Genomic DNA, 13,174 nt, shown 5'->3' with positions numbered 1-13,174 from the left:
TAATGCTACTATGATAATTATCAAATGATTCATCGTGGTGGTTCATGTTCCGCTCTGTTCCCCTCTACATCTTCTGGCTTTTACCTACCATTCCCGTTACGGCTGCCCATGCGCAGGATGATGCCGCTGTGCTGATTGCCCGCATCGAAGCGTCCCAGGCCGCCAGTCCCAATGAATTGGATACCCTGGGCTTGAAGGCGCTGATGGAGCGCCTGCATGTGCCCGGTCTTAGCATTGCCGTCGTCAAAGACTTCAAGCTGCATTGGGCCAAGGCGTACGGCATCGCGGATGCGGAAACGGGACGGCTGGTGGAAACAGGAACCCGGTTCCAGGCAGCGTCCATCAGCAAGCCCGTGACGGCGCTGGCTGCCATGCGTATGGTGCAGGAGCGGCGCTTGAATCTCGATGCGGATGTCAATACTGTCCTGACATCGTGGAAAGTGCCGCAATCCACGTGGAGCCAGCCAGTCACGCCGCGCTCGCTGTTCAGCCACACGTCCGGCGCCGACGACGGTTTTGGCTTTCCCGGCTATGAACCGCAAGCGCCGTTGCCAGCGCCAGTGCAGATTCTCAATGGGTTGCCGCCATCGAATGTGGGCAAAGTCGCGTTTGCACGGGCGCCGTATGCCGCCTACCAATATTCTGGCGGCGGTTTGACCATCATGCAGTTGGCCATGGCAGACGTGTGCAACTGTTCGTTTGCGAACTTGATGCAGTCGTCTGTCCTGGCGCCGCTGCACATGCAGGACAGTTCCTTTGATCCGCCCGAAACACGCATCCATGCCGCGCTGGCGCATGACGAGCAGGGCCGCCGCATGGGTGCGCCATGGCACATTTATCCGGAACTGGCAGCCGCTGCATTGTGGAGCACGCCAACGGATTTGGCGAAGTTCATGATTGAAATGCAAACTGCGCTACGCGGCCCCCGCGGCGCCGTGCTGGAACAGCGCTTCGCACAGGACATGACGACGCCCGTTGGTGTTGGTCCCTATGCGGTGGGATGGTCGATGGCGCGCCGTGGCGACGGTTGGTATTTTTCTCACAGTGGATCGAACTGGGGGTATCGTGCATGGATGACGGGGCATGTGCGCAAAGGATATGGCATGGTCATCATGACCAATGGCGACAACGGCATGGCGCTGATGAACCAGGTTGCTGACCGTATCGCCAATGCGTATGAATGGGATTCTGTTGAAAGGAAGTGAAATGTCTGAGCAGCAGTCTGCATGGCAGCAGCAATTTTCCATGGTGGCCGAGGCGCTGTCCGGCGAGCCGGGCGTCTCTGTCGGCCAGCGGGGCAAGAAGGGTTTCGGGTCTTCAGCATTGCAGGTCAATGGCAAGATATTTGCCATGGTGTCGTCTGCCGATGAATTTGTCGTCAAGCTGCCGCGCAAACGTGTTGACGAACTGGTGGCGGCCGGAAGCGGACAGCAATTTGATCCCGGGCATGGCCGGTTAATGAAAGAGTGGCTGGCTGTTCATCAGGCGGCAGCCAAGGATAGTCTGCAACTGGCGCGGGAAGCGCTGCACTTTGTCGGCGCCCAGCGATGACTGTGCCGCCTCCGCAAGTCCTGTTGTTCGATCTTGGCGGCGTACTGATCGACATTGATTTCCAGCGCATTCTTGCCGCATGGGCGCCATATTCCCGGTTATCGCTGGAACAATTGCAGCAACTTTTTTGCAACGATTTGCCTTACCAGCGCCACGAGCGGGGCGAGATCACAGCCAGTGAATACTTTGCGCACATCGCGCAGACACTGCAGCTGCAGGCGCCGGTTGCGCAGATTGAGGCAGGCTGGAACGCCATCTTTCAAGGCGAGATTGCCGAGGCGGTGCAACTGGTGTCGTCATTGCGCGGGACCATTCCCTGCCACGCGTTCACCAACACCAACGCCAGCCATATGGCGTGCTGGATGCGGCTGTATCCGGCCGTGGCGCAATCGTTCGGCCGCGTGTTCGCTTCGCATCAGATCGGCTTGCGCAAACCTGAGCGCGCAGCGTTCGAGCATATCTGCCGGGAACTGGACGTGCGACCGGAAGCTGTCCTGTTTTTTGATGACCTCGCAGAGAACGTTGAGGCAGCCAACGCAGCAGGCTTGCGCGGCGTGCTGGTGCGCCATACTGGCGACATCGCTGCGGCACTTGCCGACAATCATGTGGATTTTGTAAAATAGACAATTCCGCGTTCGATCATCCACCTGTCCATGTCCGTTGCGTCCCATCCCCGTTCGCTGATCACCAAAGGTTTCTGGCTTGCCGGCGCGTATAACGTGTTCGGCATGCTGACGTTTTCCAAGCTGTTCATGAATCCCTTGCTGGCGGCAGTCGATCCCGCCGTGTTTTCGTGGCTGGGGCAGGTTGCCGTCGTGCTGTGGGGGCTGGCGTATTGGGCCGTGGCGAAGACTTATCACCATGTGCCAGCGCTGCTTGCCGTGTTTGCGTTTGAAAAGCTCGTGTATGTGCTGGCGTGGCTGCGCTGGCTGTCTGACAAGGCGCAGACGCTGCCATCGATCGCGTCCGAGTCGCCGCTGACTGCCATGTTCTTTTCGGTCTATGGCGCGGGTGACCTGGTGTTTGGGCTGTTCTTTGCGTGGACGGCGTGGCATGTCGGCAAGGCGCGCTAAATCACTGGTCTTGATCTGGCTGGCTTGTACGGGCCAGGTGCGGTCTGCGGACGTACCGCAAGAAGACTTGAAAATGGCTGCCGATGCGGCGCTCACATCCCGCGCAACATTATCTGCGCGTGCAATTGCAATGGCGAAGTCCAGTCCGTTGATTGCCGAAGCTGCGCACACTCGCCCGACGGACACTCCGCTGCGCGAACCTTCGCTGGCGCAAGCGATCGGGCGCGCAGGCAAGCAAGGCATCGTCGAGCGCAGCGTCGAGGCGTACACTGAAATATTAATCCAGTGCCAGAAAAACCAGTCGCCAATCCTGACCGTACCGTTTCAACGCGCCGATAGCCAGCAAGCGCACTGCTACCGTTTTTGAACCACCTTATTCAAGGAGCCATCATGTCTGTCACTATGCTGCAATCCCTGTTTGGCCAAAAGGCATGGGCCAATAGCGAATTATTCGATGTATTGGCAACCGTGACGGCCGAAGCGGATTTGCATATGGCGATCCGGACGCTGAACCACATTTATGTCGTGGACCGGATTTTCCGCGCGCACTTGCTGGGCGAGGCGCATGGTTATGATGCCACCAATACCAAGGCCACGCCCACCTTGGAAGAGTTGCGCGCAGCAGTAAAGGAAACCGATGCATGGTTCCAAGGCTATGTTGCCACGCTGGATGACGCGGCATTGGCGCAGCCGGTGCAGTTCCGCTTCACGGATGGCGACGCGGGCACGATGTCGCGCGAAGAAATCCTGATGCACGTGATCACGCACGGCGGCTACCATCGCGGCAATGTGGGGCAGATATTGAAGAACATCAGCGTGGCGCCGCCACGGGATTTGCTGACGAAATATTTGCATGTGGCGGAACCGCAGCGGCGTGCTGTTTGAGTAAGGTTAGCAGCCATTGCCGATGGAGATTGGACCGAATAGGTATCGCTGCTCCTGTCGCTGTGCCATGTACTGTCTTCCAGAAGTATCCCTGTAGATTTTTTCTAATAAGAAAACATGAAAACACCAATCACTGAATTCGAAACCCAAAACCTGCTGGAACAAGGTTCCCGCCGCGCCAACGCTAAAGCTGTGCTGGCCAAAAGCGCAGCAAGCCGCACGTCGTTGCTTGCCTCCGCCATTGCTACAGGCGTGGCTGTCTACTTCATGGGAGACTTTGCGGCGCCATTGGCAGTGAAAGTATTAATTTCCGTGGGATTTGCCAGCGCTATCCTCAGCCAGATCGAATGCTGGCATTTGCAGCGCCGCCTTGATGCCGCCATTGAACTGCTGCGCCAGGCTGAAAGCAGGCGTGGCTGAGCCGCCACGGTGACCTGTCCGGGGGCCGCTGCGTGTTAACATCCGCGGCCATACCTATAACAGACGGAGAAGTTACCATGCTGCAATTGAACCTGCTTGCCATTATCGTTGCTGCCTCTTCCAGCTTCATGCTGGGCGGCCTGTGGTATTCACCAGCGCTGTTTGGCAACACGTGGAACCGCGAAGCAGGGCCGTGTGACAACTGTAAACAAGAGCAGGGCCATCCTGCTAAGGTGTTTGGCGTTAGCTTTATCTTTGCGTTGTTGGCTGCGTTTGTGTATGCGTGGCTGATGCCGGCTGCAGCGTCCGCCCCGATCGCGGCCGGGCAGGGACTGGCTGTCGGCGGAGGTCTGGTTGCCGCCAGTTTCGGTATCAATTACCAGTTCGCCAACCGCAGTACCAAGCTGCTGCTGATCGATGGCGGGTATCACTTGGTGCAGTTTCTTATTTATGGTTTGGTTATTGGGGCGTGGCATTAAACATGGGGCTGGGTTGTTAGCATGAGTGCAGTAGCATGCAGTCATAGCGCAGCACTTTCGCCGCCGCAGACGGCCTGATTCAAGCCGCTGGAAGTGGGTAATTTAGATAGGAGGTCGCAAGCAGTCTCCGTTACCTGGCCGGCTCAATCCAGATAAGGTGCGACGATGGTTTGCCACTGCTGGCCATCAAAGGCCATGGCGAATTCCAGGCTGGCGACGACCAGCAATCCGTCGTAGGCATCCATATGTCCGCGGATCGATACCGGTTTGCCATCATGCATAACGGGTTCGAGTTCCTTGCCATTCCAGATGGCGAAGTTGTAGTCGGAAGCCAGCCAAAGCTTGTCCTGGAACCACAGCACGTCGTTCCATAACACGCTGGATCCGCCTTCGTATATGCGCTTCCAGGTGGATTTGTTTCCGACCCACAGGCTTCCGCCCTCGCTCGAGATATACACGTTGCCATCCCCGGCGCAAGTGACCGTACCTAACTGGACGTTGCTGGGGAAACCCATTTGCGTCCACTTTGTACCGTCGTAATGCCAGACGTCGCCGTGGCCGCCTACTGCATACATGTCGTGGTCAGAGAATGCATCAAGATCCCTGAAACCCAGCTTATTCGAAGATTGGACCTTCGGAAAACCGTCTCGGAATGACTGCCATTGGCCAACAGCGACGCGCTTGTAAAGTGAGCGCCCGGCCCCAACGGAATAGGTGTAGCCGTTAATACATTTCAGCCGGTAGGGGTGTGGCCAAGCGCCAGGAGAGATATGCTCCATTGGGCCATTGCCGCCACCGATTGGCCATGTGTCACCATCCATGTTTTTTGCGGAAACCATGCCGCCTGGACGGCTAAACGGAAGCCTGGAAACACCGATTACTGGAAAAGCCATGCCCGAAAGCTCTTGGCCACCAATATTTAGCCGGCTGCCATTTACTAAACCTGAAGGCTCATCAAGGTAGATAGCAATAATTTTTGTTGGAATATCATGATTTGCCAGATGTGAGGCATCTTCGTAGCCTATACTTTTCCTGGCACCTAGATAGACGATATTTTTGTCACGGACAGCTACATCGATAATTTCCCAGCCTTGGAGGTAGTCGATCCAAGTGCTCTTGTCAATAAATATATTTATCACTTATTACCTTAGTTGTCGCGGTAATGGGTCAGGCTGGTATCTCCGGCCTAGCATTGGTGTTGGCACAGCTAAAGCTGCCGCGATTATTTGAAAAACTGTAGGTGTGTTTTACTGCGTCCTTTCGCTTGAATATAGAGTTGTAGATGTATGATTCTTTCATTTCTTCAATAATTATTCCATTTCTATATCAATATTGATAGACTAACGATAACACCCTTTGGCCAAAAGCGCAGCGAGCCGCACGTCGTTGCTAGCTTCCGCCATTGCAACGGGCGTGGCTGTCCATTTCAGGGGCGACTTTGCAGCGCCATGGCCAGTGAAAGTATTAATTTCCGCGGGATTTGTCAGCGCTATCCTCAGCTAGATCGAATACTGGCATTTGCAGCGCCGCCTTGATACCGCGATTGAACTGCTGCGCCGGCTGAAAGCACGCGTGGCTGAGCCACTACAGTGACCTGTCCGGGGGGCGCTGCATGTCAACATCCGTGGCTATACCTATAACAAACGGAGAAGTTAATAATTTAGGTTGTCTGAACAAAAAAAAGACCACATCTGTCAGAAACTTGAGGGTTTTCCCTTAGGAATAAATAGCCTAGCGCATCTGGAATTCCAAAAATATCGTTGAACTTACTTGGAAAGTCCGAGCTTCTAAGCTGAAGGGCGAATATAAATTCTTCTGTTTGAATGGTCTCGTTTTGAAGAAGGCAAGGGTTTCCTCCAATTCGAGAGCCACAGTCCTTGTCATTTGATGTGAAGCTGCCAATTTCCATTAAATGTGAAGGTATGAATGTTCCTTTGGAGATATTCCCGCCTATGCGATGTTGAATGACTTTTGTTGAGCCTTGCATCAGGTACGATAACTCATCTGGATCTCCATGATAGGTTATTTGATCAAGGAAGTAGTCGGAGTCCGAGTAATATGAGAACACTGATGTGTAATGATCTTCTGGCAACTCGAATCCGGTATGTTTCGCAATGAATGAGTTGGGGATGGACGCAACTAAAGTCAATGGCAATCCATTTGGACTGAGAGGCCAGTCGGTAACTCCTTCAATTAATGCTTCGCCACCAATCCGAGGGAGAAGTAAATTGTTCGTGGGATTGTTGATGAGTATTTCATGGCTCATAGTCGTTCCTTTATAAGCAAGTGGTGCAAGTCCTGCATTTAGATTGTTCACGTAAGAACTCTTCCGCCTGTTTGCGCAGTTTTCGAGCTCTGCTAGCGGGAATTCCGGCCTTACGTAATCCACCTTGAGTAATGTCCAGTTCACGTTTTGTATCAGGATGGAATTCATTTCTTCCCAATCCCTGTTGCAGCCTAATGCGACCTTCATGATAGTGGGCACCGCCGATGCCGCGACTATCCTTTTCTGGTCCCCGAGTATGGTGATCTAAGTCGAGCGCAATAGATGGATTGTCTGCATCTCGACACTTCTTGTTTGCAAGACCTTTTTGAACCAAATATTCATGTCGTACTAACTCATGGGCTTGTAATCCATCATTTACGTGAGCCGCACCATTCAAATTTCCGTAAGTTCCGAGCTCCATGAGCTTAGCTAAGCCAAGCGGATCAATCCATCCCGTGCTATTTGAGGCATATTGATAAGTATTTATGCCGCCGAAAAGCCCTATGGGGTCTTGTGTAATGTAACGCGCGCTATTTACATCATAATATCTGAAGCGGTTATAGTGTAAGGAGGTCTCTTGGTCTAAGTATTGACCTTGGAACCTCAAAGGTTGCTCTACGCGGTTCACATCATATCGCTGTACTTTCCCCCAAGCACGATAGTGCGCAGCCCAGAACACTTCCCCTTCTCTATCTATTAACTCCGATGGCGTTCCTAGATGGTCACACTGATAGTAGAGAATGCTGTCGAACGCCGACGTGGCTTCTATTGAGGCCAATTGATGGTTGCGCGATGCATGGTGCCGAAATTCCGCTTGGATATGCCTATCTTCTATCCTATTAACAACATGTGCATTAGCATCAGGGAAAGATGCTAATAAAGTCCACGTGTTCACAGACCACACATGTGTATCGCGGTTTGCGAATGACGCGATGCCCTCCCAGGACTCAACCCGCGCCAACGGCACGAAGCTGTCCGGCTCATACACATACGTGATCGTCTTATCCGCATGCACTTCCTGCACCATCACATCGCCATCCCACACAAACAGCGTAGTGACGCCAGTATGCGCAAGCCCCACCGGCGGAGCATCCTCGCCAGCCTCCCACCGCTGTTCATCCACCCGCTTTGCAATCCTCCGTCCAAACGCGTCATAGCTATAGCGCGCCACCATCCGTGAATTGGCAAAGGTTCGCACCGCCGTTATCAGCCGGTTATCCGTGTCGTACGAAAACTCCAGCACCCCTTCGTCATTAGCGCCAGTCAGCAAGCGTGGCCGCTTGACGATCGTATTGCCTTGCGTATCGTATTCATACGCATAGCCCATGTACTGGCGCAGCAGGTTATGCGTCACTTTTGCCAGGCGCGGAGGCGTGGTTCCCGGCGCGGGCTGTTCGTCCAGTTCGCGCAAGACTTGCCGCGTGTCGATCGGGGCGCGTTCCGCAGCCGGGTCGAGCAGGTTGCCTGCCGGGTCGAACGCGAACGTTTCAGTCAACCCGGGTTGTACCGCCGACAGCAGCTGGCCCAGCGGGTCGTACGTGTAGCGGATGCTGTGGCCAAACTTGTCGTCGATGTGGACCAGATTGCTGACGGCATCGTATTCGTAATGCCGCTCACGCAGGTGCTGGCTGCCTTTCTCCAGCGTAAAGGCGCTCAGGCGCGATTGCGGATCGTAACTGCGGCGCTCCACCAGCCGTTCCTTGGCCGTTCCCCATTCCCGCCGCGTTTCCCGGTGCAACTGGTCGCGTTCCAGGTCCACCAGCGGCGTGCCTTGCCACAGGGTGCCGTGCCAGTGGCCGCTGCCGTAGCGCAGCGTATCGATGCGGCGGCCATTGGGAAGAATGGTTTGAATGCGGTTGCCCAGTTCATCGTACGCGTGCGTCATTGTGAAGGCCGCGATGAACTCAGCAGGCTGGCCGGGCAGGCGAGGCGCAGAAGGCGAATAGGCGGCACGTTCGTCAATCAGCTGCCCTGCCGCGTCATACATGAAGCGATGTTCCGCTTGCGACGTGGCCGTTGCGATCAGCCGGCCCACCGCATCATACGCATAGCGCACGCCGCCATCGGCGCTGCTCTTGGCCAGCAGGCGGCCCAATGCATCGCGCGCGTATTCGGTGCGGATGCCGGCGCTGTCGCTGGCAATCAGGTGCCCGGCCTTGCTGTAGAAATAAGCTGTGGTCTTGCCATCAAAACCCGTTTCGCTGGCCAGCCGGCTTTCCGCGTCATAGCCGAACAGGTACGCGTCGCCATTGCCGTTGACCAGTTCCGTGACCCGCAGCGCTTTGTCATACGCATAACGCAGCGTCTGTTCTTTCGCATCGATCCGCTCCGTCAGCAGCCCATGGCCGTCGTAGCGGTAGCGCGTCTTATGGCCTTTGGCGTCGGTATGCGCCACCAGGTTGCCTTCTGCATCGTAGTCATACGATTCGGCAGTCTGGTCGGGGTAAGTGATACGCACCATGCGCCCCAGCGCATCGTAGTGATAGCGCGTCGTATTACCCGCAGCATCGGTAAATTCCGTCAGCCGGCCATGCACATCGTAGCCATACCGCGTGGTGTAGTTCGAGCAATCGGTATAAGCGGCAAGGCGGCCCGCCGCGTCATACGTCAAGCGCTTGTTGCCGCCGCGCGCATCGGTGACGGTTGCCAGCCGTCCCTGCGCGTCGTAGGCGTAGCGGGTGCTGCGGTTCAGCGCATCGGTGCGCTCCAGCAGGCGGCCGGCGTCGTCATAGCGGCTGCGTGTCGTATGGCCCAACGCATCGGTGACGGCGACCGGCAAATGGTTCGCATCGTAGTCGATGCGCGTCACGTGGTTTTGCGCATCGGTCACGCTCGTGAGGTTGCCCGCCGCGTCATAGCCATAGCGGGTTTCGGCGCCATCGGCGTCGATGTCGGCCAGCAGCATGCCGTCGCGGTCCCATTGGCGCCGGCCTAGCGGGCGCACGCTGCCATCCGGATGGATACGGTGCACCTCGGTTGCCAGCCAGCGCGCATTGAAACGGTATTCCAGGATGCCGCCATCCGGTTCTGTCACGCGCGTCGTGTCGTTGTCGATGTAGGCAATCTGCACTTCATCGCGGCCGTCTTGCGTGGTGGTACGCACAGCGCGCGCCTGGTAGCTGTTGGCGGCTGTGATGGGGCGGAGCGCCGCCAGTTGCGCTGCCTCCAGGCCGTTGCCTGCCCAGCGCTCGCGCAGCATGTCCAGGCTGACCCATTCAAGGCCGTGTTGGAAGCCGCCATATGTCGTGTACTGCACCAGTAAATGGTGGTGGTACGCGTAACTGCGCGACTGGCTGGCGAGATTGGTTTGCTCCACCAGGCCACAGCGCAGCGGCAGCGCTTCGAATGCGCCTTCCGGAGCAGTGGCCGTGACGAGGTCCGGCATGTCCGCTTCGTAGCGGTAGCGCACGTGGCACAGGCGGCTGCCATCGGGCAGCACCTGTTCGATCCTGCCGATCCGTGGCGCCATGGTTTGCGGCTCGGCGCCCATTTCCAGCGGCAGCCAACCGTCGCGCAGCGCTTCGATTGTCACGCCATCATCGGTACGGATGCGCAGCAGGACTTCGCCGGGGCGCGCGTCGTGGCGGCGTTCGATCGCGGTGCCCTTGCCATCGCGTTCCTCGCGGCGCGACAGGCAGAAGCGCTGTACGCGGAGCGGGGCGCCTGGCGCCAGCATGGCGTTGACGCCATCGTAGCCGTGCGGCAGCCAGCCATCCGGCCCCTTGGTGAATGTATCGGTGCTGCCGTCGCGCCACACCAGCGACAGTTGCCGGTCGCTGTCGCGCCGCAAGATGAACCCTTCGGCGCGGTGGTCGTGTTGCTGGCCGATGGCCAGCGCCGGCAGGCGCAGCGCCCGCCCGCTGGCTTCGTGATAGACGATACCTTGGGCGCAAACGGACAGGCTGCTGGTGTAGGGCGTGGACCAGCGCGCGCCCAGCAAGCCCCAGTCTTCGCATTCCGATCCGGAGCGGTAGACGCGGGTCCACGCCAGCGGCTCGGCGCCGTCGATCACAAAGTCGGTCTGGGCCAGGATTTCCTCGCCGGTGCCATAGTGCACCGGGTGGTTGCTCTTGACAGGTTTGCCGCCGGGGGCGCTGTCTTTCGGGCAGCAGTCGGACGGTTTATCCGCCTTTGGTTCCTTCTTTTGCTTGGTCTTGCCGCCGTCATGGCCATCCTTGTCGCCACCGTTGTGGGCGGATTTGGCTGGTGGTTTTTTCGGAGGCGGGGGTGTCGAACCCGGCGCGCCTTTTTTTGCCGGCACCAGTTTCTTCAACAAGCCATCGACAAACGGAATTTTCCTGACCTTCTTGAGCACGAGGTTTTCCGCCGCGTTAACAGCCATGTCGCCCAGTGTGCTCAGCACCGGCGGGGTTTTGCCTGTCAAGACAAAGTCTGCAGCGTGATCCAGCACCGTGGCCGCCGTGTCGGCCGCATAACCCGTACCGGCCACCGTACCGCCCACGACGCCGCCGGCCGCGGCACCGGTTTCCATCACCGCGGCCGCAGGCGCACCGATACCCGTGGCGCCCACGGCCAGGCCCGTTACGCCCAGCGCAGCGCTGCCGGTGGCGATATCGCCGCCCACGTCCATGGCTTTCTGCCCTGCCGCGTGCAGGTCGCCGGAGACATTGTCCTTATAGTGCTGCGCCGCGTCTTTCAATTCCTGGCTGGCGCTGTTGGCCAGGCTGCGCAACCGGGCTTTCGCGCCCTGCACGCCGCGTTCATAAATCCGGCCAAACGTATTGCGGTCATTCATCCAGATAAAGCGCGATTCCTGGACCGTTTGCGTGCCGTTCGCGCCTTTGGTGGAACTCTTGTCCTTGGGTTGCACCCGCTTTAAATACGTGCCGCTCTTGATGCCGCCCACCGTGCCGCGTTCATCGCCTTTGACACTGGGAATAAAACTTTTGCCATGCAAGAACGCCGGCTCGCTGTGCATCTTGACCGAGCGCGACACATCTTGCGCATCCTTGAATTCGCCAGTGATGGTGTAGGGGATCGGTATGACGGAATTGCCGACCGGGGTCTTGCAGATATCCGGTGTCACGCTGACACAATAAAAGCGCTGGGATTTGGTGACGGTTTCGTGAGCCATAGGATGTCAACTGAGGGCGGCGGCCGAGGTCAATTCGTTTAGGCGGGCCAGGGCTTCGGGCGTGCCGGCATGGTGCAGCCGTACTTCATCGAACGTGCCATCGGCCAAAAGGGCCAGCCGCCAGGTCAGTTCCACGGCGCCGTTGTCAAGGTCGATGACGACGGTATCGATGGCCAGCGGCTGGGCGGCCAGCACGCCGTCCGCGCCCGCCGCCAGGATGAATAGCGCCTGTTGCGGCAGCGCGAACGTGAACGTGCGGTTGCCGTCAGCGCCGGTGACGGCATAAGGGGCGCCGGCAGGGCACAGGTTCGTCAGCGTGAAACGTTCGCCGCCTTCCAGATGCGGACATTGCTGGTCATCCGGCGCGCCGTTCCAGTAGCGGAAATCGAAATCCTTCGGCAGCAGTGGCACCTCATCTTCGTGCCACGTGGTTTTCAATTCGACCTGGCCGATCAGGTTACGGCGCGGCAGCCAGCCGCGCCCGACAAAGCCCATGCCCGCAGCGGGAATGGTGTGCTTGCCGCAAGCGGCATCCCAAAAAGCGCGGGCAGTCAATGGCTGCACAGGGTATTCAATGCGCGGCGCCGGCAGCGTCTCCATGCCGCAAGCCAGGGCAAACCAGTCGCGGGTAAATCCGCAACCGACAGGATTGGACTGGCAACTGTCATGTGCCACCGGAGCGGGCGCTGTATCGGGATAGCTGGCCTGCTGTTCCGGCGTCAGCCTATGGCTTGCAGGGATGTTCGCGGCCCAGGCATCGCTTGCTTCGGCGCGGCACTCGCCGCCAAACGCATATTCATAGCGCAGCGGCAGCGGCGTGCAGGCGGCTGCGCTGTCCAGGCGCCATGGCGTGCCATGCACCCAGCGCAGGGGCGCCGCCAGCCGGTGCAAGTGGCGTTCACCGTGGATACGCAAGGTTTTATCGACCAGCAGGGCGCCGGGCCGGGGGGCGGCGCACGCCAGGTCTTTTTGCCATTGCTGGTAGACCTCGGGCGATAGCGGCTGCCATGGATTGAGCGGGCGGGGGCGCTCCGGCAACGCCGGCGGCAGGTCGGGGCGCTGGACGCGCAGCGCGATATCGAAGCTGGGCCTTTTCCCGCCTTGAGGCGGATAGGCGGCGCCGATAACAACAACGTCGCACAGCGGTTTATAGGGCGCCAGGTCGCTCTCATAGCGCACGCTGCGATCGAGATTGTCTTCGTAGTGCACATCCGCCACGTGCAGCAGGGCGGCTGCCGGCGTTAAGTACGCTTGCCCGGGCGTGGCGCCGGGAGACAAGGTGTAACCGGTCTTCGCAGTGATGACATGGAATGCAACGCCGTTCTGGTCCAACGTATCAAAGTGCAGGGCGTCGAATCCGGTGCGGTTGTCGAACCGCAGGCTGGGGATGGCTGGAATTTCCACG

General features: G+C 58.0%; 12 protein-coding genes. 8 read left to right on the top strand and 4 right to left on the bottom strand.

Annotated elements, in window-relative coordinates; translation table 11 throughout:
• Window positions 1–44: 44 nt before the first annotated feature.
• From GM668_RS12465 to GM668_RS12430, 8 genes are all read left to right on the top strand, one after another.
• Window positions 45–1,205 carry a serine hydrolase domain-containing protein gene (locus GM668_RS12465; RefSeq protein WP_155439273.1) on the top strand — a complete coding sequence of 387 codons (1,161 nt, stop codon included), beginning with the start codon at window positions 45–47 and terminating at the stop codon, window positions 1,203–1,205.
• 1 nt (window position 1,206) lies between these two features.
• Window positions 1,207–1,551 carry a TfoX/Sxy family protein gene (locus GM668_RS12460; RefSeq protein WP_170305613.1) on the top strand — a complete coding sequence of 115 codons (345 nt, stop codon included), beginning with the start codon at window positions 1,207–1,209 and terminating at the stop codon, window positions 1,549–1,551.
• Window positions 1,548–2,174: an HAD-IA family hydrolase gene (locus GM668_RS12455; RefSeq protein ID WP_155439271.1), complete on the top strand. Its 627-nt coding sequence runs from the start codon at window positions 1,548–1,550 to the stop codon at window positions 2,172–2,174. The genes GM668_RS12460 and GM668_RS12455 overlap by 4 nt, the downstream gene beginning before the upstream one ends.
• 30 nt (window positions 2,175–2,204) lie before the next feature.
• A complete protein-coding gene (locus GM668_RS12450; protein ID WP_155439270.1) occupies window positions 2,205–2,624 on the top strand; it encodes a hypothetical protein in 420 nt (139 codons plus the stop codon).
• 73 nt (window positions 2,625–2,697) lie between these two features.
• The gene (locus tag GM668_RS12445; protein WP_155439269.1) at window positions 2,698–2,991 is read left to right on the top strand and encodes a hypothetical protein; all 294 of its coding nucleotides are present in this window, start codon (window positions 2,698–2,700) and stop codon (window positions 2,989–2,991) included.
• A gap of 23 nt (window positions 2,992–3,014) precedes the next feature.
• Complete coding sequence (locus GM668_RS12440; protein ID WP_155439268.1) at window positions 3,015–3,509, top strand: DinB family protein; 495 nt, start codon at window positions 3,015–3,017, stop codon at window positions 3,507–3,509.
• A 117-nt stretch (window positions 3,510–3,626) separates the two neighbouring features.
• Window positions 3,627–3,929 (top strand): hypothetical protein, encoded by a 303-nt coding sequence (locus tag GM668_RS12435; RefSeq protein ID WP_155439267.1) that lies wholly within the window; start codon window positions 3,627–3,629, stop codon window positions 3,927–3,929.
• A gap of 77 nt (window positions 3,930–4,006) precedes the next feature.
• A complete protein-coding gene (locus tag GM668_RS12430; RefSeq protein WP_155439266.1) occupies window positions 4,007–4,408 on the top strand; it encodes a DUF1761 domain-containing protein in 402 nt (133 codons plus the stop codon).
• A 143-nt stretch (window positions 4,409–4,551) separates the two neighbouring features.
• On the opposite strand, the gene GM668_RS12425 is transcribed toward GM668_RS12430, so the two are convergent.
• From GM668_RS12425 to GM668_RS12410, 4 genes are all read right to left on the bottom strand, one after another.
• Entirely contained in the window at window positions 4,552–5,547 is a 996-nt protein-coding gene (locus GM668_RS12425; protein WP_155439265.1) for a beta propeller repeat protein, read from the bottom strand.
• 521 nt (window positions 5,548–6,068) lie between these two features.
• Window positions 6,069–6,725, bottom strand: a complete 657-nt coding sequence (locus GM668_RS12420; RefSeq protein WP_155439264.1) for a hypothetical protein — start codon at window positions 6,723–6,725, stop codon at window positions 6,069–6,071.
• Complete coding sequence (locus GM668_RS12415) at window positions 6,685–11,769, bottom strand: RHS repeat-associated core domain-containing protein (protein ID WP_155439263.1); 5,085 nt, start codon at window positions 11,767–11,769, stop codon at window positions 6,685–6,687. Before GM668_RS12415 ends, GM668_RS12420 begins: the two co-directional genes overlap by 41 nt.
• Window positions 11,770–11,775: 6 nt before the next feature.
• Window positions 11,776–13,173 carry a DUF2169 family type VI secretion system accessory protein gene (locus tag GM668_RS12410; RefSeq protein ID WP_170305612.1) on the bottom strand — a complete coding sequence of 466 codons (1,398 nt, stop codon included), beginning with the start codon at window positions 13,171–13,173 and terminating at the stop codon, window positions 11,776–11,778.
• Window position 13,174: the final 1 nt, after the last annotated feature.

Source organism: Pseudoduganella ginsengisoli (assembly GCF_009720865.1).
Lineage (GTDB): Bacteria > Pseudomonadota > Gammaproteobacteria > Burkholderiales > Burkholderiaceae_D > Rugamonas > Rugamonas ginsengisoli.
Note: the sequence above shows the minus strand (reverse complement) of the source record. Positions and strands in the feature narration are given on the sequence as shown.

Excerpts from the sequence above, each read along its gene's own strand:
- GM668_RS12440 (WP_155439268.1), top strand. The coding sequence starts at position 3,015 with ATGTCTGTCACTATGCTGCAATCCCTGTTTGGCCAAAAGGCATGGGCC.
- GM668_RS12415 (WP_155439263.1), bottom strand. The coding sequence starts at position 11,769 with ATGGCTCACGAAACCGTCACCAAATCCCAGCGCTTTTATTGTGTCAGC.
- GM668_RS12455 (WP_155439271.1), top strand. The coding sequence starts at position 1,548 with ATGACTGTGCCGCCTCCGCAAGTCCTGTTGTTCGATCTTGGCGGCGTA.
- GM668_RS12430 (WP_155439266.1), top strand. The coding sequence starts at position 4,007 with ATGCTGCAATTGAACCTGCTTGCCATTATCGTTGCTGCCTCTTCCAGC.
- GM668_RS12450 (WP_155439270.1), top strand. The coding sequence starts at position 2,205 with ATGTCCGTTGCGTCCCATCCCCGTTCGCTGATCACCAAAGGTTTCTGG.
- GM668_RS12465 (WP_155439273.1), top strand. The coding sequence starts at position 45 with ATGTTCCGCTCTGTTCCCCTCTACATCTTCTGGCTTTTACCTACCATT.
- GM668_RS12445 (WP_155439269.1), top strand. The coding sequence starts at position 2,698 with ATGGCTGCCGATGCGGCGCTCACATCCCGCGCAACATTATCTGCGCGT.
- GM668_RS12435 (WP_155439267.1), top strand. The coding sequence starts at position 3,627 with ATGAAAACACCAATCACTGAATTCGAAACCCAAAACCTGCTGGAACAA.
- GM668_RS12460 (WP_170305613.1), top strand. The coding sequence starts at position 1,207 with ATGTCTGAGCAGCAGTCTGCATGGCAGCAGCAATTTTCCATGGTGGCC.